The sequence below is a fragment of the Butyrivibrio sp. AE2015 genome (genome assembly GCF_000420825.1).
Taxonomy (GTDB): Bacteria; Bacillota; Clostridia; order Lachnospirales; family Lachnospiraceae; genus Butyrivibrio.
Genome location: NZ_ATVR01000032.1, coordinates 18,835 through 39,954 on the forward strand (window position 1 = coordinate 18,835; position 21,120 = coordinate 39,954).

The 21,120-nt window shown below is 40.9% G+C and carries 19 protein-coding genes, 1 tRNA gene and 1 other RNA gene; all 21 read right to left on the minus strand.

The features are described 5' to 3' along the window. Positions 1–4: 4 nt before the first annotated feature. Positions 5–1,000: a GNAT family N-acetyltransferase gene (locus G585_RS0113120; RefSeq protein ID WP_022775586.1), complete on the minus strand. Its 996-nt coding sequence runs from the start codon at positions 998–1,000 to the stop codon at positions 5–7. 126 nt (positions 1,001–1,126) lie between these two features. Continuing rightward, positions 1,127–2,398, minus strand: coding sequence for an HD domain-containing phosphohydrolase (locus G585_RS19100; RefSeq protein ID WP_022775588.1), 1,272 nt, complete (start codon positions 2,396–2,398; stop codon positions 1,127–1,129). 6 nt (positions 2,399–2,404) lie between these two features. Further along, complete coding sequence (locus tag G585_RS0113130) at positions 2,405–3,550, minus strand: GGDEF domain-containing protein (protein ID WP_022775589.1); 1,146 nt, start codon at positions 3,548–3,550, stop codon at positions 2,405–2,407. Between the two features lie 178 nt (positions 3,551–3,728). Then, positions 3,729–4,754 (minus strand): sugar kinase, encoded by a 1,026-nt coding sequence (locus G585_RS0113135; protein WP_022775591.1) that lies wholly within the window; start codon positions 4,752–4,754, stop codon positions 3,729–3,731. A 72-nt stretch (positions 4,755–4,826) separates the two neighbouring features. Continuing rightward, a complete protein-coding gene (locus G585_RS0113140) occupies positions 4,827–5,792 on the minus strand; it encodes a bifunctional 4-hydroxy-2-oxoglutarate aldolase/2-dehydro-3-deoxy-phosphogluconate aldolase (RefSeq protein WP_022775592.1) in 966 nt (321 codons plus the stop codon). A gap of 205 nt (positions 5,793–5,997) precedes the next feature. Beyond that, on the minus strand, positions 5,998–6,837 hold the full coding sequence (locus G585_RS0113145) for a gluconate 5-dehydrogenase (protein WP_022775594.1): 840 nt from the start codon (positions 6,835–6,837) through the stop codon (positions 5,998–6,000). 93 nt (positions 6,838–6,930) lie between these two features. Next, positions 6,931–7,794, minus strand: coding sequence for a 5-dehydro-4-deoxy-D-glucuronate isomerase (kduI, locus tag G585_RS0113150; protein WP_022775595.1), 864 nt, complete (start codon positions 7,792–7,794; stop codon positions 6,931–6,933). Between the two features lie 279 nt (positions 7,795–8,073). Further along, positions 8,074–8,450, minus strand: an RNA gene (gene rnpB, locus G585_RS19110) — RNase P RNA component class A. A gap of 112 nt (positions 8,451–8,562) precedes the next feature. Next, on the minus strand, positions 8,563–8,868 hold the full coding sequence (locus G585_RS0113160; protein ID WP_022775597.1) for a hypothetical protein: 306 nt from the start codon (positions 8,866–8,868) through the stop codon (positions 8,563–8,565). A gap of 213 nt (positions 8,869–9,081) precedes the next feature. Further along, positions 9,082–10,185 carry an NAD-dependent epimerase/dehydratase family protein gene (locus G585_RS0113165; protein WP_022775598.1) on the minus strand — a complete coding sequence of 368 codons (1,104 nt, stop codon included), beginning with the start codon at positions 10,183–10,185 and terminating at the stop codon, positions 9,082–9,084. A 3-nt stretch (positions 10,186–10,188) separates the two neighbouring features. Then, positions 10,189–11,844: a nucleoside kinase gene (locus G585_RS0113170; RefSeq protein ID WP_022775600.1), complete on the minus strand. Its 1,656-nt coding sequence runs from the start codon at positions 11,842–11,844 to the stop codon at positions 10,189–10,191. 10 nt (positions 11,845–11,854) lie between these two features. Next, positions 11,855–12,640 carry a class I SAM-dependent methyltransferase gene (locus G585_RS18150; protein ID WP_051142999.1) on the minus strand — a complete coding sequence of 262 codons (786 nt, stop codon included), beginning with the start codon at positions 12,638–12,640 and terminating at the stop codon, positions 11,855–11,857. A gap of 2 nt (positions 12,641–12,642) precedes the next feature. Beyond that, a complete protein-coding gene (gene rpoD, locus G585_RS0113180) occupies positions 12,643–13,815 on the minus strand; it encodes an RNA polymerase sigma factor RpoD (protein ID WP_051143000.1) in 1,173 nt (390 codons plus the stop codon). Between the two features lie 372 nt (positions 13,816–14,187). Next, positions 14,188–15,966 carry a DNA primase gene (gene dnaG / locus G585_RS0113185; protein ID WP_022775604.1) on the minus strand — a complete coding sequence of 593 codons (1,779 nt, stop codon included), beginning with the start codon at positions 15,964–15,966 and terminating at the stop codon, positions 14,188–14,190. 3 nt (positions 15,967–15,969) lie between these two features. Continuing rightward, a complete protein-coding gene (locus G585_RS0113190; RefSeq protein WP_022775605.1) occupies positions 15,970–16,977 on the minus strand; it encodes a deoxyguanosinetriphosphate triphosphohydrolase in 1,008 nt (335 codons plus the stop codon). Between the two features lie 114 nt (positions 16,978–17,091). Next, positions 17,092–17,403, minus strand: coding sequence for a hypothetical protein (locus G585_RS0113195; protein ID WP_022775607.1), 312 nt, complete (start codon positions 17,401–17,403; stop codon positions 17,092–17,094). Positions 17,404–17,416: 13 nt separating this feature from the next. Then, entirely contained in the window at positions 17,417–17,941 is a 525-nt protein-coding gene (locus G585_RS0113200; RefSeq protein ID WP_022775608.1) for a DUF6465 family protein, read from the minus strand. Between the two features lie 16 nt (positions 17,942–17,957). After that, on the minus strand, positions 17,958–18,386 hold the full coding sequence (locus G585_RS0113205; protein ID WP_022775610.1) for a hypothetical protein: 429 nt from the start codon (positions 18,384–18,386) through the stop codon (positions 17,958–17,960). Between the two features lie 61 nt (positions 18,387–18,447). Next, positions 18,448–20,130 (minus strand): sugar ABC transporter substrate-binding protein, encoded by a 1,683-nt coding sequence (locus G585_RS18155; protein ID WP_022775611.1) that lies wholly within the window; start codon positions 20,128–20,130, stop codon positions 18,448–18,450. Between the two features lie 36 nt (positions 20,131–20,166). Then, positions 20,167–20,817, minus strand: coding sequence for an HAD family hydrolase (locus G585_RS0113215; RefSeq protein ID WP_022775612.1), 651 nt, complete (start codon positions 20,815–20,817; stop codon positions 20,167–20,169). Positions 20,818–21,035: 218 nt separating this feature from the next. Then, a tRNA-Leu gene (locus G585_RS0113220) sits at positions 21,036–21,120 on the minus strand.

A 21,120-nucleotide genomic window follows, 5' to 3' on the forward strand; every position in this document is an offset into this window, starting at 1 on the left:
CCTCCTACCATTCTCTTGTATAGTAAAGATCTTCAATATATTCATAACCTTCAGTTGGATAATCTTCAATGAAAAAGCTCTTTCCCGAATTAAGTTCAACCTTCTCCTTAGGCTCTGAAAGAATTTCCAGGTCTTTAATATCGCAATACCTGTACTCAGTCTCTACAGGCTGAACATTTTTAAATACAACACTTGCAATCTTCATGGCATTTTTTGAATTGCATATGATATTAAGTGATTCTGTTTCTTTAATACTTTTAGCAGTCAGTCTCGCTATTCCTCTAAGAAAATGTCCAAGGTCACGAACATCTTCAACAGCTATAGTAACAGGAATAATGACATGTCCTTCCATATGCACAAGTAAAAGGCCCTTTATTTTATCCTTTTTTACCAGTTTGAAACTATATTTGGGATCATAGAAATCAAGCCTTCCATGAGGCGAAAAAAGCTGCATGACCCTTCCAACCTCTGCCATGTGAACAAGCGAGCTCATAATTTCCTCTTCTGATGTATCTGAGAGATTAACAACATCATTTGATTTACTTCTCTTTTCAATGGCCTTCATTATAAACGGTTCAGTTGTTATCTGTTTCCCATCAAGAACCCACTCATCATTTCTGTAATCTGCATTATCGAGCCCAAGATCCTCAAAATACCTAATGAGATCTCCTTTATCCTCTTCAACAGGTATTAAATCTGAAAACTTTGCAGCAATGCATGGTGCATCATTGTCCTTTGCAAGATTTATCACATTTCTTACCAAAGATGTTCCAATTCCTCTGCCTCTATATTCCGGATCAATATATATCCACTCAATGACAAAGGTATCCATCGGCACTCCTGAAAAAACGACCACCCCAATCGGAACATCCGCTCCATCCTCTTCGGTTGTTACACCGATAAGCTGCATATTGGGAAGTTTGATCTTATCAAATAACTTTTCTGTTATAAGGCCTTTGAAATACTTCTCTTCTCCGGCTTTCAGCAATGTAGCTTTCAAAATAAATACCTCCTTATCAATTAACTCAAGGCAAAAGAAAACTGCTATTATATCCTTCTCTAGATATAATAACAGTTTCTTGATAAACATTTTGTTAAATATAATTAAATTATTATTACTTTTTCGTTATTGTTGAAAGCCCATATATACACCCGGTATGTCATCTTCTGTCAAATGGAATCGCTCGTGGTTTTCATCAGCTTCCGCGGTCTCCATCTTAACAACATTGACATAGCCATCGTTGATCATATCCACCATGTACTTCACAATAGATGGATCAAATTGGGTTCCGGATCCCTTTTGGATTTCCTCGATGATCTCGTCCTTGTTTAAGTGTCTTCTGTAAACACGGTTACTTGACATAGCGTCATAGGAATCTGCCACACCAACTATTCTCGCATACAGAGGGATAATGTCTCCCTTAAGTCCATCAGGATATCCTGTTCCGTCATATCTTTCATGATGATAAAGAGCTGTTTCTCTGACTCCTCGAAGAGAAGAAAGCTGAAGCAGCATTTTTCCGCCCGCTACAGTGTGGTTTTGTATAAGCTTTCGCTCCTCATCAGTAAGCTTACCAGGCTTATTCAAAACAGCATCTGGAACACTTATCTTTCCTGCATCATGAAGAAGTCCTGCGTAATAAATATTTTGTATCTCATCCTCAGAAAGTCCCATTCTCTTGGCAATCTCTGCCGCATACATGGCAACTCGCCTGGAGTGGCCTCGCGTATACGGGTCCTTGGCATCAATGAAGTTAATGAAAGTATTCATTGACTGAAGGATGATCTTTACATCGTTGCGCTGTCGTTCTTTGTAGTTTCTGACATTGACTCTTGTAACTAAAAGACCTACAAATACAATGAACCAGACCATCAAAAGGATAAGTATCACTTTTTTAGCGATATCCGTCATTTCAGAAGATATCTTATATCCCTTAATGCTTATCTCTGTAGGAGTAAAGACCTCGTCTGAATTAACAATTATTCCAAAAGCAATATTCTCACCGGAATATATAATATTATTGTAATAAGTTGGTCTCAAAAGAACACATTGTCTCTCGGAATCATATACCGCTTCGGAACCCCAATAATTCTCAAGGGTTGCATCAGAAGGCAGATCTATTTTTACTACCCAGTTGGAAAGATTACTCTTTCCAGTATTATAAATTTCAAAATCAAACTGTGAAGAATAGCCACTTACGCTTTTCCATGTAGCAGCTCTGCTCACGCTGGAATAAAACTCATCTGATAGTCTCGCCCCTGTTAGACTGACAGTTTCGTCATAGGCAGAAGAAACATAATTCCTCGCCACTATTTCAAGCGTATAATAAGCCACCACAAGAATAACGAATAGCGACAAAAACACTGCCACCAGTTTTGTAGTTTTACTTAATTTCATTCCCCATCACCTTCTATTATCAGCCAAATGGTGTTGTCTCTTTTGTATATACATTAGTTCGTCAATCGCTATCTGGAACTGCTTAACAGACATGGAGTTAGCAGGATTATATATCATACTTCCCATACTTATCTCAAGCTTGTATGGTTTCTCGCTCTTATAATTCCAAAGCTCCATCTCATCATCGATCAGTTCAATTCTCTCCTCCAACTCATCCTGAGACGAAATATTACTTATTACGCAAAATTCATCTCCACCAAACCTTCCGATGGCTGCATCGTCAGAAAAAACTTTGTACAGGATAGCTGAAACGATTTTCAGTGCATAATCCCCCTCATTATGGCCATATGTATCATTGATTTCTTTAAACCTATCTAAATCCATCATTATAGCAGAAAACTGATGTCCTGTAGACAGTGAATTCTTGATTCTGTTCTCCATAACGATATCGATACCCCTTCTATTAAGTGCACCGGTAAGGTAATCAATATCAAGATTTTTAGTCTGCAGATAGAAAAAGACTATGAGAATACCTATAGTTATTGAAGCATAGGTCATATTCATTTCTGTAAAAAATATCTGCATGAAAGCTCCAAACATTGCAATCAAAGGAAATGCCAGAATTGGCTTAACATAGCCTGTATATATAGCATTGTAGTTGATCAGCACATACACAGATACTAAAACACAGAGAAGTAAGACAAAAGCTCCCCTCACCAGGAAGAAAGGTCCTCTTAAATAGTTCATACCATCAAAATAGTAAAACCAGTCAAGATTAAAAAGTACAGAAATCGTAACCAAAACAAAATTCAGGCCCATAAATATCCTGTAAACCAGAGTGACTTCTTTTTGAAGCTTGGCCTTTGTTTCATCCAGCCAACAGTTTATATATAGTATGGCAAAAAGATAATCTGCAGGATCAAGGGCATAGATAATATAATATCCAATCTTCATCCCTATCAAATAGTTCTCAGGGTAAAGCTCTCCGATATGCCCAACAGTTTCAGCTGCGACAAGAATAAAAGTCATCACAACAAGCTGAACAAAACGTTCAGTTGATTTTGTATTAATGGTCTTACCCTGGAACATGAGAACAAGAACCAATAGAAGTGACGTATAAAAATTTAATATGATCCAACCTGAAATAGCCAATAAAATGCCCCTTTTGCCTAAACTACTACCAATATTACGCTCCCATTATACTAAATAGGGTCCAAAACTTTGTGATAATTTATAGAATTTTTAGGCTTTTCTGCAATTTTATTTCAATAAAAAAGCCTATCCGAGAAAAGATATTTCTTTTCCCGGATAGGTCCTAAAATATCAAAGATTATCTCTGGATACGACCTGATCCGTCTCCACCTGCAAGCTTGTTAACTTCATCAACAGTTACAAGGTTGAAGTCGCCTTCGATTGTGTGCTTAAGAGCTGAAGCAGCTACAGCGAATTCGATTGTTGCCTGAGGATCGAACTCATTTACGCAGCTGTAGATAAGTCCGCCACCGAATGAATCACCGCCACCAACACGGTCAACGATACGAAGAGCATATTTCTTTGAGAAATAAGCCTGTCCGTCTGTGTAAAGCATTGCGCTCCAGTTGTTATCATTAGCTGAGATTGACTCACGAAGTGTAATAGCAACTTTCTTGAATCCAAATCTATCTGTAAGCTTCTGAGCAACTTCGATGTAGCCCTCTCTGTTGAGCTTACCTGTTGTAACGTCTGTAGAAGAAGCAGCGATTCCAAATACATCAGCAGCATCCTCTTCGTTTGCGATACAAACGTCAACATACTTACAGATCTCGCCCATAACCTTTCCGGCTTTTTCCTTGCTCCAGAGCTTACCTCTGTAGTTAAGGTCACATGAAACTGTAAGTCCGTGCTCTTTAGCCTTCTTAGCAGCCTCAAGAGTGATCTCAGCAAGTGAATCACTTACAGCTGGAGTAATTCCTGTGAAGTGGAACCACTCAGCACCTTCGAAGATCTCATCCCAATTGAAGTCTGCAGGAACAGCCTCAGCGATCGCTGAATGTGCTCTATCATAGATGCACTTTGAGCCTCTCTGTGAAGCACCTTTCTCGTTGTAGTAGATACCTACTCTGTCGCCACCTCTTGTGATCTTAGATGTATCTACGCCATATTTTCTAAGTGAGTTAACTGCAGCCTGTCCTATTTCGTGCTTAGGAAGCTTTGTAACGTAAACTGAATCAAGTCCGTAGTTTGCAAGAGAAACAGAAACGTTTGCCTCTCCGCCACCGAATGTAGCCTCAAGATGATCAACCTGAACGAATCTTAAATAGTTATCAGGCTGAAGACGAAGCATGATCTCACCAAATGTAACAACTTTCTTTGACATAATAATTAATTCCTTTCATTACTGCACTAAAGTGTAGATTAGATATATGTGTTAAATGTTTTAGTAACAAAATTACTCATTCTTGCCAAGGTGAACAGCAAATCCGCCGAAATCATCAGCAAGATAAGCAACCTTAAGATGATTGTCTGCATCATATGAGAATGAAGACTCATCAAATTTAACACCCTGCTTAGAAAGATGATATACAGCTCTGTCGATGTTATTGCATCCAATAGCAATGTGTCCGCATGTTCCACGGCCCTTAGACTTCATAACCTCTACAGCTGATCCGGCAAATACAGAAGAATTGCCAACTTTCTTTGTAAGACCAAAGAGAGCATCAAACTTATCTGCAACAGCCTCAGCAGCCTCAGCGCTATCCTGGTTGATTCCGATGTGCTTAAGCTTGAAGCCAAGCATAGCATTTACAGCGTCTCTTGTCATAGCTTCGATCTCATCAAACTTACCTGCAGAAATGAGGTCCTTCTTAACCATCCAGCTACCACCGCAGCAGAATACTTTGTTGAAGCTGAGGTAATCGTTAAGGTTGTTCTTATTTACTCCGCCAGTAGGCATGAAGTGCATCTTTGTGTAAGGTGCTGCCATAGCCTTGATCTTTGCAATTCCACCGTTCTGCTCAGCAGGGAAGAACTTAACACAATCAAGACCAAGTTCAATAGCCTGCTCAACTTCGCCAGGTGTTGCTGTTCCAGGAACAACAGGTACTCCGATTGACTGAATGTACTCAATGTTTGATCTGTTAAATCCAGGGCTTACAATAAACTTAGCTCCTGCAGCCTTTGCTCTGTCAGCCTGTTCAGCATTAAGTACTGTGCCTGCACCAACGATCATCTCAGGGAATTTCTGAGAGATGATCCTGATAGCTTCCTCAGCAGCTGCTGTACGGAATGTAACCTCAGCAGCAGGAAGTCCTCCCTTAATAAGAGCTTCTGCAAGAGGTTCAGCGTCCTTTGCATCGTCGATAGCGATTACTGGTACAATACCAATTCTGTAAAGTTCTTCACAAATCTTATCCATTTTATTGCCTTTCTATTATAAAAAAAAATATTGTTAACTTGATTAAAGCACGATTGCTTCGCTTCGCTCTCGCAATCGCTACCGGCAATTCGGAAATCGATATGCTCATTCATTCGCATATCTTTTTTCCTCATTGTCGGGCATGTCTCAAAATCAATCATGTAATTACGTGCCAGCACGACTACATGATTGATTTTGATCCATTTTAATCAACATCCTGGAACTTTGAAGGATCGAGGTTGTTAGGATCCTGTCCGATGTATGCTGAAATACCACCATCAATATATACAACCTGGCCATTGATAAAGTCAGAAGCAGGTGATGCAAGGAATACAGCAAGTCCCATAAGGTCTTCTGTCTTGCCCCATCTCTGAGCAGGTGTCTTTGAACGGATGAATCTGTCAAATGGATGCATTGATCCATCAGGCTGTTTCTCACGAAGAGGAGCTGTCTGAGGAGTTGCAATGTAGCCAGGTCCAATAGCATTACACTGGATATTGAACTGACCATACTCTGAGCAGATGTTTCTTGTAAGCATTTTAAGTCCGCCCTTAGCTGCTGCATAAGCAGATACTGTCTCACGACCAAACTCTGACATCATTGAGCAAGCGTTGATGATCTTTCCGCTTCCCTTCTTGATCATAGCTGGAAGTACAGCCTTTGAGCAGATGAAAGGACCTGTAAGGTCAACATCGATAACCTGCTGCCACTGATCTACTGTCATGTCTATCATAGGAATTCTCTTGATGATACCTGCATTGTTAACAAGAATATCAATTGTTCCTACATTCTTTTCAACTTCAGCAACGAAGTTCTGAACCTGATCTTCTTTTGTTACGTCACAAACAGCTCCGAAAGCATCGATTCCAAGCTTTTTGTACTCAGCCATTCCCTTGTCAACAAGGTCCTGATTGATATCGTTGAATACTACTCTTGCTCCGCTCTCTGCAAAAGCTACTGCATAAGCAAGTCCAAGTCCATAAGAAGCACCTGTAACCCAGGCAATCTTACCTTCAAGTGAAAAGTTCTTTAAAAAATCCTGCATTTTAATACCCTCCTATTATTAAGCAATTGTTAATTATTTACGTTCAATTTTGTATCGCAGCCATCTAAAGATATAACCGCAAAACTCTCAAATTTACATCAATGATGTCATCTCACAATCATCCATGTCATCGAAGTCCTGATTCTCTCCGACCATTCCCCAGATGAATGTGTATGCCTGTGTTCCACATCCTGAATGGATTGACCAGCTAGGGCTGATAACAGCCTGCTCGTTTCTCATAACAATGTGTCTTGTCTCTGTAGGCTCTCCCATGAAATGCATAACAAGTGCATCCTCAGGAATATCGAAATAAAGATATACTTCCATACGTCTGTCATGTGTATGACATGGCATTGTATTCCATACACTTCCAGGCTTAAGCTCAGTCATACCCATTTCAAGCTGACATGTCTCAACCTGTCCGGGAAGAATATACTTGTTGATAACTCTGTGGTTAGCCTGCTCAAGAGATCCAAGCTCTTTCTTGTTCTCATCCTTGATGATAACAACGCCTTCAGAAGGAGTTCCTTCTCTCTTAATAAGAACTGTTGGATATGTCTTATGTGCAGGTGCGCTGTTGATATAAAACTTAGCAGGCTTGCTTGCATCGCAACTTGCAAAAGAAACATCTTTTGCTCCCATTCCGATATACATGCCCTGCTTATAATCTACATCATACTTTTTACCATCGATGGTGATAACACCTGCTCCACCGATATTGATAACGCCCATTTCACGTCTCTGTAAAAAATACTCTGCTCTAAGCTCATCTCCGGCTGTAAGCTTAAGTTCCTCTTTTACAGGAACAGCTGAACCAGTAATGATTCTGTCAATATGACTATAAACGAGCTTAATCACATCAGGCTGAAAAAGGTCATCGATGAGGTACTCTTCTCTTAATCTCTGAGTATCGTAATGCTTCTCATCTCTAGGTGAACTAGCTGTTCTAAGTTCCATACTTGCCTCCGTTCTTGAATTACTATTTTATATGGGTACACTTCCCATTCATTCACGCAATATCATGATACGGTATAACTTATTCTTTGTCAGTTCATTTTTAAACAAAAAAGTTGCAAATCTTGACCTGATGTAAGAGCTTTCATATTTCTTACATTTTATCACATTTTGCCCTTATCCACATTGCAAAAATTGCTCTGTTTTTCAATAAAAACCACGTTGCAATTTCCTAATAAATCAAATAAAAAAGCAACGCGGTTAAGCGTTGCCTTTAATCTTTTTATGAGTAGGACTGTAAGCCGGGTTATGTCGTGAATGATCATCTATCTAGGACTGCCGTCACCGACAGCCTCAAGCGACCCACCTGAAAGCGAACCGGGCCGGCTCATTGCTTTCTTTTCGGTCTTGCTTCGAATGGGGTTTACATGGCTACTGATGTTACCACCAGCACGGTAGTCTCTTACACTGCCTTTCCACCCTTACGCCAGCAATATAGTGAGGCGGTCACCCGCCTCATTGCTAACGCGGTATATCTCTGTTGCACTATCCTGGGAGTCACCTCCACCAGACGTTATCTGGCATCCTGCCCTGTGAAGCCCGGACTTTCCTCTCCCATGCCCTTTCGTTTGCATGGCAGCGATCATTTATCCTACTCAGGAACAACATTATACCATAATTCTAAATTTGTGAAAGAATAAATTTAAGGAAGTAGTTTCCTATTCAATGAAAAAAGAGCCATCTAAGGCTCTTTCTAAGTGGATGTATTACTTAAACTGCTGGGTTACCAGATTCTTCAGCAGTTTTTTGCTCAACATATCTCAGGGCATCTATAGCGGATGAATAATATCCGGCAACCATCTGCGATTCAGGTGATAATGATCTGAGTGCTTTTGATTTCATTGTCTCAAAATATGAAATAGCTGCTCCGATATTGCTAAGATCAATTGGCTTGTCATTGCAGTAAAGTGTGCCTCTTGCAGTATCATATCTTGTCATATCTTTTCTACTTACAGGTTGCATACCCATGGCAACCGCTAATGAATTAATTGTTTTAGCTCTGTCGTAGGTTGTCATTATTATAATCTCCCTCAAAAATAATACTTAATCTTTTAAACAGCGAATTTTATTTTACTCTTTGGTGCGTAAAAGTAAATGGGGATTACACGAACAAATAGTGAAAAAAATGTGTTTAAATTGTGTTTGTAATTATGTTTCAAATCCCGCTTGATTCCGTGAAATTCAAAGTCAAAATCCTTGGATCAAATTCAAGCTGAGGGAGATATTTTTTTATTTGTAAAACTTTAAAGTTGCTTCAACGCCTGATTTTAGATCAAACTTTGCAGACCAGCCAAGGTCTTCTAATTTGGAGCTGTCCAGGGCTGATCCCTTCATCATGTTATAGCTCTTTTTTTCTGCATCACCAGGATTCTCAAAAATCACCTTTACACCTGCTGCCCCAGCGATTTCTTCAGCAATCTCCCTGATGGAGACAATTGAATCCTTATTGGAAATATTATAGGCTTCTCCGGTTTTCCCATGTATCAGAATCGTCAAAAGAGCTGCCGCACTATCAAGTGTGTAGCAATAAGATCTTATCTGCTCTCCGGCGCTCTTCATCACAATATCTTTTCCAGAAGCTGCATTCCTGGTAAAAGCTGCAGTTGCCCTGCTGTCTGCAGGTGTGATACCGGGACCATATGCATGACAGGATCTGGCGATCACAAAGTCAACACCATGTTCCTGGTAATAAGAAGCACACAAAGTCTCAGCCGCCCTTTTACTCATAGGATAACAGGCGCGTGGATTAAGAATGTCTACATATCCATAATCCATTTCCTTAAATGTGTTCTCCTTTATATACTGTCCCTTTCCATCTGATACATTTCCCTTCTGATTTCCAAGGCTTACCTCATCAGATGCAACCGGATTACCATAAATCTCGCCGGATGAAATAAGCAGCACTCTGCTGCCCTTTGACATAGCAGCAGAATCAAGAACTGTTTTTAAGCCAATTATATTACCAAGCATAGTTTCGACAGGTTCTGTAGCCATCCGGGCAGGATCTGCATTACTTGCTCCGTGAATATAATAATCAGCTTGTGGCAGATACTCTCCTGCTTTTGTAGCATCATATGAAACAAGCTCATATTCACCATCCTGCAAAAGCCCATCAAATCTGGCAGCTGTCTTTTCTTTGTTTCTGCCTGCTATGATCAGCCTTATACCTGCGTTTTTTTCTTTATTCAAAAGAGCTATAATATCCACCACAGCGGAACAGAGCATACCCGTTGCACCTGTTATACAGATCGTTTTATTAAATAAAGTCGTGATGCCAGGCGTGGTTCTTGTAACCAGCCTGACATCATCAAAATATTCCTTACAATATCTCATTTTTCATACCTTAAAACAGCTTCCGCCAACGAATTCTCTGCAAATAGAATTCTTTGGAAGGAAAGAATTATCAACACTTACAAAATAGTCAAGGAACTTAAGAAGTCTCTTTGCCTCGTAGTACTCCGGTTCATTTTTTCCTATTGAGAAAAGAAGCGGTTCTGCATACTGCTTTATAACAGCGAGCTCATAGATCTGTGCTGAGTTGAACATCTCATCAGCTTCTTCCTGAAATGGGAAAATATTAGCTTCCTCTCCCGCTCTTACAGAAGGCCACATATTGATAGTTGCCTTGGCACTGGCGCCTCTGGTCCTTGCATCCCTGACAATCCTTCTAAGAAGTCTTCCGTCAGTTGTGGGAATTCGGTTATGAGAGTCAATGCTGAGTGTCGTAAGAGCACTGATATAGATCTTAAATTTAGAACTTGCAGGAAGAGCATAAGACATCTCCTCATTAAGTCCATGTATGCCTTCTATTACAAGGACATCTGACTCGCCAAGCTGCATGAAATTGCCATTCATTTCTCTTTTGCCTGTGACAAAGTTAAATTCAGGCATTTCAACTCGCTCGCCATTTAAGAGCTTAACCATATCGTCGTTAAACTGCTTGATATCCATAGCTCCAAGGCACTCAAAGTCATAGCTTCCATCAAGGTGCTTTGGGGTAAACTCTCTGTTTACAAAGTAGTTATCAAGACTTATAGGATGCGGAACCATGCCATAGGTACGCAGCTGTATAGAAAGTCTGTTGGCAAAGCTGGTCTTTCCTGAAGAACTTGGACCTGCGATCATTACAAACTTAATGTCTTTGCGGTCGTGGATCTTCTTGGCAATTTCACCGATCCTGCGCTCCTGCAATGCTTCCTGTACAAGGATCATCTCATTGATCCTTCCTGCGCAGATCTGCTCATTGAGGTCACCTACATTGTCAATTCCCATTCTGCTGCCCCAGTCACTGGCAAGTTTCATGGTTTCAAAAAGCTTTTCCCTAGGCTCAGAAACCTTCAAGAGATTAGGGTCTATCTTCATAGGAAGAGTAAGAAGCATGCCATCATGATACCTGTCCAGTTTAAAATGCTCTATATATGAAGTATTAGGGCACATATAGCCATAAAAATAATCGTAAAAATCTTCAAGCTTATAAACATTGATCTCAGAACTTCTCCTGTATTTCAAAAGAGAAACCTTGTCTGTCATGCCCTGCTTTTTGAATATCTCAATAGCCTCATCAAGAGGATATACTTTCTTGGTAATAGGAAGAGCCTCGTCAATAAGTTCCTGAAATCTGTCAGAAACCTTTTTCACGAATTCATCAGTTATTGCAATGCCGCCTTTAATGGTGCAGTAATAGCCATTTCCAATGGTGAATTCCACCTTTGTCTTTGGCAGACAGTCCTTGCCAGCCACGTCATTAACAGCTTTAATAAGCATCATTATCGCTGTTCTTCGCATGGTCTTATGGCCAATATCGTCTGCAAAAGTGATAAAAGACAAATCCCCGTCCTTTTTCACTGTTTTAAAGAGTTCCCTTATCTTGCCATTGTATATAACAGCAGCAATTCTATACTTATATTCCGACTGGTACTCTTTTGCGATCTGTTCAAATGTAGTTCCTTTTTCGTATTCTTTAGATACTCCATTTATAGTAATCTGCGGCATAACGTCTCTCCTACCTCATTAAGATTTTTTGGGCAAAAGAAATATCGGACATCTCTTCCATTATTTCTTTTCTGCGCCCTGTATGGCTGTCATCAAGGCTTTTCAAAATGCTCTCAAGGACCAGCCTGCCGTGATCTAAATACGGCACTAAGAGTGGTTCTTTCCTGACTAAATTACACTCGCCATAGCGGTTACATATCCTGATCATCTGATCTTTTTTGATATCACCGCTATCTTTAAATAATGTTTCTAAAGTTTTATCAAATACGCTTTTATTGTCAAAAGAGCTGTCCATAATATCTACTTTCATAGGAAAATAGTACTTTCCATCTTCATAGACAACTCTTTCATCTGTAATAAGATATCCCTTATTTCTCAAAAACTGCCTGAACTCTTCATGATCAGACTGGGGCTGAAAGACTGCTTTCCTTATGCCAAGGTCATAAAGATTCCCTTCATCTATGAGTCTCTCCATAAGCTTGCCGCCCATTCCTGCAATTACTATTGCATTTGCTTCGCCTTTCTTCAGCTCTTTTACACCATCTGAAAGTCTGGTGGAAATGCAGTCTTCAAGACCATACTCAGAAATGTTGGCATCTGCTGCTGAAAGAGGTCCTTTCCTTACATCCATTGCAATCACAGACTCTGCAATGCCTCTCTGAACCAGATAAATGGACACATATCCATGGTCGCACCCAACATCTGCAGCCTTCAAAGCTTCACCGTCACTTTTAAGCATATTAGCAACGGTGATGAGCCTCTGGGACATTTTAAGTGATATATCTTCTCTACTCATGATCAATCAAGATAATCCTTGAGCTTGCGGCTGCGGCTTGGATGACGGAGCTTTCTAAGAGCCTTAGCCTCGATCTGACGGATACGCTCACGGGTTACGTTGAACTCTTTACCAACTTCTTCAAGAGTTCTTGCTCTTCCATCATCAAGACCAAATCTGAGTCTTAATACCTTCTGTTCACGCTCTGTAAGTGTTCCGAGAACCTCAACAAGTTGTTCTTTTAAAAGTGTGAATGCTGCAGCATCTGCAGGTACAGGAACGTTATCATCCTGAATGAAATCACCAAGATGGCTGTCTTCCTCTTCACCGATAGGTGTTTCCAAAGATACAGGCTCTTGAGAGATCTTAAGGATCTCACGTACACGCTCTACGGGCATATTCATCTCTTTTGCAACCTCTTCAGGAAGTGGCTCACGGCCAAGCTCCTGGAGAAGCTGACGGCTTACACGGATGAGCTTATTGATAGTCTCAACCATGTGAACAGGAATACGGATTGTTCTGGCCTGATCGGCGATAGCTCTTGTGATAGCCTGTCTGATCCACCATGTAGCATATGTTGAGAACTTGAATCCCTTACGGAAGTCGAATTTCTCAACAGCCTTGATAAGACCAAGGTTTCCTTCCTGGATAAGGTCAAGGAAAAGCATTCCTCTTCCTACATATCTCTTGGCAATACTTACAACAAGACGAAGGTTTGCCTCTGCAAGGCGCTTTTTAGCCTCTTCGCCCTCATAGATTGCCTGATTTAATTCTTTCTTTTCAGCATCTGAAAGCTCATTTTTATCCTTGTCATCATCAAGCTGCTTCTGAGCATCAGCACCTGCTTCCATAGCTCTTGCAAGCTCGATTTCCTGATCAGCGTTAAGAAGCGGAACCTTACCGATTTCCTTAAGATACATTCTTACAGGATCTTCAATGCTGATTCCATCAGGAACTGAGAGGTCGATATTTTCCATATCTACCTCGTCCTCATCAGAAAGCATCATATCATCTTCATCAGGAAGGTCGTCGTCAACTTCAGAAACTCTAAGGACATCAATTCCTGAGCTCTCAAGAACTTCAAGTACGTTATCAAGCTGCTCTTCATTGAGGTTTAAGTCTGTGAAGAAATCGCTGATCTCAGAGTACTCAAGAACATTTTTCTTCTTTTTTGCAAGTGCAAGGATGTCCTTAATCTTCTGTGTAAAGAGCTCTTTTGTTGCCTCATCAAACTCATGAGCCTCTCCATCATTTGATGTGCTCTCGCTCTCTGCCTTTGCACTCTTTGCAGCCTTTTTAGCCTTAGGTTCTTTTGCTGCCTTAGGAGCCTTTTCCTCAGACTTCTTGGCAGTTTTCTTTTCCTCTGTGTCCTTCTCAGCCTTTGCTGCCTTTGCAGTCTTCTTTTCTTCTGCAGCATCTTCCTTTTTAGCCTTGGCTGAAACTTTTGCTGTAACCTTTGTTGTAGCTTTTGTAGTAGCCTTGGCAGCTACCTTTTTCGTATCCTTTGTCTCTTTAGTCTCTACTTCTTTCTTTGCCATTTTTGTATTTTCCTTTTCTATTATTTTTCATCAATCATCTGGTGATATATCTGCGTGTGCTAACTTTTCCAGATCTTTTTTGCCCTGAATGGTCTTGGTAAGAAAATCAGGATCATCAGGCTTTAGTTCTTTCTTTTGTCTGTCATACCCTGCTGCCTTTACGCCATATATTATGTCGTGGAAAGCTTTTTTCCTCTGTTCCTTGGTCTCGATCTCGATCAGATTGGTGTTGAACATCTCAGCTACCTGCCTGTGTTCATCCTCATCAGTGAATCTGTCGAGAATAGCAGCCGGTGAAAAGTTGCCGCTTTCCATTCCCATAAATAGCTCTTTTGCCACATTTCTATACAGGTCATCTGAGAAATCCTCAGGAGTTATCCACCTTGTAACCTTGGAAAAGATCTGTGGTTCATCAGTTAGCCATGTTAAAAGAAGCCTCTGGTTCTTTCTGGCTCCGTCTTCAGGAGAACGTTTCTGCTGTATGCCCGACTTAGGCCTTTCAACCTTTCTCACAAGTCCGCCCTGAGAAGCAACACTGGATACGAGCCTTCTGAGATCATCTACTGCAATGTTGTACCTTGCAGCAACGGCTTCTATATAATTTTCTCTCTCCAGCGCCTCTTCAAATTCACAGAGCTTCATGGCAAGCTTCCTGTGAAATTCAGTCTTGGACTGAGGATCTGACATGTCATGCTGGGACTGAAGTACCCTTACTTCAAAAAAGAAAGTGTTCTCAGCATTTTTTATTCTCTCTTCGAAAGCTTCCCTGCCTTCATTCTTAATAAACTCATCAGGGTCCTTATAGGGCCTTAGGTCAAGGACCTTTCCCTTAAGACCAGCCTCTTTTAGAATGCCGATTCCTCTAAGCGCTGCCTTTGTGCCGGCTTCATCGCTGTCATAGGACAAAATAACTTCGTCCGTATATCTTTTTAATATCATGGCCTGCCCAGTGGTAAAAGCAGTTCCCAGTGAAGCAACTGCCATATTAAAGCCCGCCTGGTGCATGGCTATAACATCCATATATCCCTCGCAGATTATCATGTAACCTGCTCTTGAGTTCTTGGCATAGTTAAGACCGAACAAATTTCGGCTTTTATCAAAAATAGGTGTTTCCGGTGAATTCAGGTATTTAGGTTTACCATCTCCCATCACTCGGCCGCCAAAACCAATAACCTTTTGGGACGCATCCTGAATAGGAAACATAACTCTGTTCCAAAACTTATCATGGGTTCCCATTTTATCATCATGGGACGCCAGCCCCGCCTCGATTATCTGCCCATCTGAGTATCCAAGGCTTTTAAGGTGCTTTGTAAGGTCATCGCTCGTAACATTGGCATATCCAAGCCCAAAATGCTGCATGGTCTCATCTGTGAGCTTTCTGGACCTAAAGTACTCCATGCCTTTTTGTCCGGTTCTGCCTCGCAGCTGATAATAGTAGTACTTGGCTGCTTCTTTGTTGATATCATACAGGATCTGTTTTTTATCCCGCGCTGCCTTGGCTGCAGGAGAATCATCCTGCTCCGGAAGCTTTATCCCGGCTCTATCTGCCAGTTGTTTTACCGCTTCCTGAAATGTTAAATTGTCATATTTCATCAAAAAAGTGATCACATTGCCGCCTGCGCCGCATCCAAAGCAGTAGAACATCTGCTTGTGCGAAGAAACGGAAAATGACCCGGATTTCTCATTGTGGAATGGGCAAAGTCCAAAATAATTGGAACCTTTTTTCTGCAAATGCACATATTGACCAACAACATCCACAATATCGTTCCTGGAGCGCACTTCTTCGATGATCTCATCTGAATAGTACATTATTTATAAAACTCCCCAAGTATGTGGTATATAAACTTCCTCAAACATTGAAACTGCATATCTGTCAGTCATGGAACTGACATAGTCACAGACAATCCTTTCTTTTGTCTCCCCAAGGTTCATCATATTCTTAAGATAGTCAGGAAGAAGATCAACATGATCAAGATAATAGAAGTACAAGATCTTGATCATTACCTCAACCTTGCCCTCCTGCCCTTTTGCAATCGGGTTGGTGTAAACACGGTCGAACATAAACTTACGAAGCCTGTGGAATGCATCATATATCTCTTCTGACATACGGATATCATCCTTATCAAGGCTGTTTGCCACGATGTCATGAATAAATGTATCAAGCCACTCACCATTCGTATGGCCTATCACATCGCACAGGTCTTTGGGTACCTGATCTTCAGTAATTATGCCGCCTCTTATGGCATCATCCATATCGTGATGCATATAGGCAATCTTATCTGAAAGGCGCACAACTTTTCCCTCAAGAGTGGAAGGTGTAAGGTCCATTTCATGGTTCAAAATACCATCGCGCACTTCCCATGTAAGATTCATTCCCTGCCCATAGTTTTCAAGTTTTTCTACAATCCTAAGACTCTGCTCATTGTGCCTGAATCCTCCGGGACAAACCTCGTTCAAAGCCCTCTCTCCGGCATGGCCAAATGGCGTATGGCCAAGGTCATGTCCAAGTGCAATTGCCTCCGCCAGGTCCTCATTGAGCAAAAGAGCTTTCGCAATAGTCCGCGCGTTTTGAGAAACTTCAAGAGTATGCGTCATACGAGTTCTGTAATGGTCTCCGTCAGGAGACAAAAAGACCTGAGTCTTGTCTTTTAGGCGTCTGAATGACTTGGAATAAAGAATCCTGTCACGGTCCCTTTGAAAACAAGGCCTTATATCGCACGGCTTTTCTTCTTTTTCTCTTCCTTTGGAATTCATGCTCAGAGTAGCATGTTTGCTTAAGATTTTAGTCTCACGGTTTTCCAGTTGTTCGCGAATTTTCAATTTTTTCTTCTTTCCGTGGGTGAATCAGTTGTCTACCAGAAAAAGAAAACCCACATCTTATATATTCGACGTGGGTTTCAAAAATCCTTTTTTTATTTTAAATTTTTTTTAAATTTATCTTGACCATTCACTTTCCCTGGATGTGTACTGATCATTTATCCACTGAACAGCCTTTTCAAGCCCCTCTTGAGAGACCTCAAAATTCTCAGTTGTCTTAAGACTGTCATCAGTATGTGCATAGGAATTGGGCTCCGGCCACACAGTTGCCATCAAAGTAGCCGGTCCTCTTTTATCAAGAGGTGTGAACTTTACATTCTCTAGTGGTTCCCTGGCAAGTCTGTATCTCATGCCCTTGTAACTTCCAAAATATGCCTCGCCATATTCATAGTGGGAAAGTGGAAAAAAACTTGTTAATTCTATTGCCATTTACTTTTTCCTATCAAAATCCTATTTTTCCGGTCTCCTGATGATTTACAACGTAGTACGCTGCGTTATCTGAAGGCTTGATATAAACCTGTATTTCTCTTATGCTTGAAGGTTTATTGCCCTTGGAAACATAGTCCTGTTTTGCTTTTTCAATAATATCTGTTGTTCTGATCTCATGGTGACTGTACTGAACAAAGACTTCTTCTTTGCAACTGAACTTTGCTGCCTTTAATGAGATATCGTCGCTCACTGTTTTAGCAGCCTTGCGGGCCTTCTCAGAATGTGTCTTTACAACTTTGGCTGCAGGAGCTGCCTTTTCCTTTATGTCATTGTATAAAGGTTCTGCTTTTCCTCTAAGATCCTGATAGATAGGTTCTGCCTTTTCTCTAATGTCATTATAGATTGGCTCTGCCTTTTTGGTGACATCCTTGATCAAAGGCTCAGCTTTTTTCATAGCCTCATCAATAACAGGCTCCGCATTTTTGGAAACCTCTTTTACCATTTCCTTAATCTCTTCTACTGTTGACTTCTTCCCCATTGTCATTCCCTCCTGTTCATCTGAACTTACTCATAAACGCTGCCAAAGGTCCTATTGCATCCTGAAGATCCTTGATTGCTTCGTTAAGTCCTTCAAAATCAATATTTGACATGGACTCAACCGCATTTGTAAGGCCTTCGCCGTTTTTAGCAACAAGACTGTCAAAATTCTCGCTGGCCTCAGTGATACTTGTAATCATGGTATTGGCTTCATTAAGGGAATCCTGTGCCTTGATCGCTGTATCATTGATATGATTTAATGTAGCTTCAAGCTGCGGAATAACTATAACCATTGTTACAAGCACGATAACCGCAATAGCCGCAATACAGCAGGTACCTATTTTTTGCCAAAAGAGCTTTTTCTTTGTGAGATTCCTTATTTCAGCAAGAATCTCTTCACTAGTTGCAGAAGTAACATTTTGTTCTTTATTCTCTGTATCTCCCATATTTCCCCCCTTCATATCATCTACAACTTTTATGTATTCAGATTATTATACACCTATATTATTACCGTTCATAGTCCGCTGCCGCCTCAACTCTCCTGTTAACTTCATTTTGAAGCCCATTCAGGAATCGCTCAGGATGACAGGAATTATAAGCCTCCATATACTCAGCCCAGGTTTTTTCAAAATTATTGGCCATTACCACCTGTGGCAGATAATTGTGCTTGCACTCAGTCATCATGTGATAAGCTTCTCCTTCATCAGATTTTGGTGAAAGAGTCTGCGCATAAGTATATATCGGATACCATGGGCCGGGTGAAGGATTACTTCCAAGCATTTCCACATATGTTTGAGCGTCATAAGCTGTAAGGCATTTTCTGACTTTATCTGAAAGGCCATCGTAAAATTCAACTTCCTGCCCTTCAGGTTTCATGGCATTTATGCCATCTCTGCTGGTTCCAAGCCACTGAGGGAAATAGTTGTACTGACAAAAATGCGATTTCTTATAGGCTGTATCATAGGCCATCTTTCGCATTCCTTTTGTCTTTTTAAACATCCCGTTATCATCGATCACATAGTCGACACCTTCAATGCCCCAATACCGAAGATTATGGATGTTCTGCTCCAGCAAAGCACTGACAAATTCCATAGCCTTGTCAACATCCTTACAACTGGTAGTAATTGCAAGACCTGAACTTCCATGAAAGACGCTTCCTGAATTGTGCCACTGATTGGTTATGCCCTCCCTGATAGTTATAGGAAGGGGAACATACTGACATCCCTCATCATCAAGACCGGCATGTCTTATGGCGTCCTCTGCTTCATAAGCAAAATCCCACCACTGATCCACCATTCCAAGAACTCTTCCTGATGAGAGTTTGGCGATGTACTCATCGTAGGTCTGTTTGTAGAATTCAGGATCCACAATGCCTTTTTTATACTCTTCATTGAGCTTTTTAAAATATTTAACTGCTGTATCTGTAGTATTGTAGTCAATTACCGTATGTGTCTGCGGGTCAACTATAGCAGCGCCATCATTTGGGTAACCATCAAGAAACTGGGGAGCATTTTCAAGACAAAAATATCTCCAGTCATCACAAAGGATAGTATAAGGAATTACAGCCGTGCCATCAGACATTGTAGGCTTAGCTGCGTAATATCTTTCTATGAGATCAAAATACTGATCAAGGGTATGTATGTCAGGATAACCTGCCCATTCAAGGACTCTTGTCTGTATCCAGAAGGCTTCATCAATATGTACACAGACTCTCTCTTTTCCATAGGTGCTGGAAAACTGAGGGATCCAGTAAATATGCCCATCGTTTTGTTTAAGTGAATCCCACTGTTTCTGACTAAAAAGCTCTTTTACATTAGGGTACTTCTCAATGTAATCATCAAGAGCAACAAGGGCTCCTGCCTCATACATGCGTATTGACTCCTCGCCAGCATCTACAAAATCAGGGTAGTCACCACTCTCAAGCAGTTCACTTATGGCGTCATAAGCTGTCTGACTTCCAAGCCACTTCTCATGAACCTTTATCCCTGTAGCATCAGCGATCATATTCTGGATCACATTGTTCTCATCAAGCTCCGTCCCCGGAACAGCAAAAAAAGCTGTAAATTCTTTGTATGTTTTGTCCGCAACCCGAACATCTTCTTTTTCATCATCAGATTTTTTTACAAGGCAACCAACACCAATTACACAGAACAATAAAACAATTGCAAAAACCAATATAGCTTTCTTCATTTTCTGCCCCACCTTCAAGTCAAAACACTATATGGATCATACCAGATCAAGTATTTCAAGAGGATCACTTACAAATGCATTCTCTCCCGCACCTGCAGCAATAAGCTCATCTTTTGTTCTAAAGCCCCACAAACATGAGATACATGGAATTCCTGTGTTTTTGGCTGTCATGTGATCCACGTCAGAATCCCCGACATATACACAGTCTTCCTTGCCAACAGCCATCTTTTTCATAGCTTCAAGGCACTCATCCGGTGCAGGTTTCCTCTGAAGCTTATCCGTCACACCAATTGCAACATCAGCCCACTCACCAAAATAAACATTCTTAAGTTCCTGAACTCCGTCCATAGATTTATTGGATACTATTGCTATCTTGTAGCCGCGGTTTTTCAGCTCTTTTAAAAGCTCAGGAATATGTTTATAAGGTCCCGTTTTAATATTACAGTGATCAACGTAATAAGCCTCGTAATCACTTAAAATCTGATCAAACTGTGGGTTCTCTCTTCCGCCCTGAATCGCTCTTTCTATAAGCTTTACAGAACTGTTTCCCACAAAATGTTTTACTTCATCCAGAGTTCTCTCCGGCATATCATACTTTCTCAAAATATAATTCACAGAATCAGTAATATCCTCAATCGTATTGAGAAGCGTTCCGTCCATATCAAAAATAACTGCTTTAAACTTCATTATCTCTAGTCCTTTTCACAAATCTCGCCAATCTATTTTAACACTATTTTCCATATTTTGATACAAGCGAAGTCAAGCGGAAGATAGGGACTTGCGACGGAACAAGCAAAGCTTGTTCCTAGTCCCTTTAGGGAAACCCACTGGGTGAGAGGGACTCTCCCCCAGTGGGTATACGAAAAAAGCCTCAGGCTTAATGCCTGAGGCTTTTTCGTATCCAGTGCGGAAGATGGGACTTGAACCCACACGACATAAACAGTCACAAGATCCTTAGTCTTGCTCGTCTGCCAATTCCGACACTTCCGC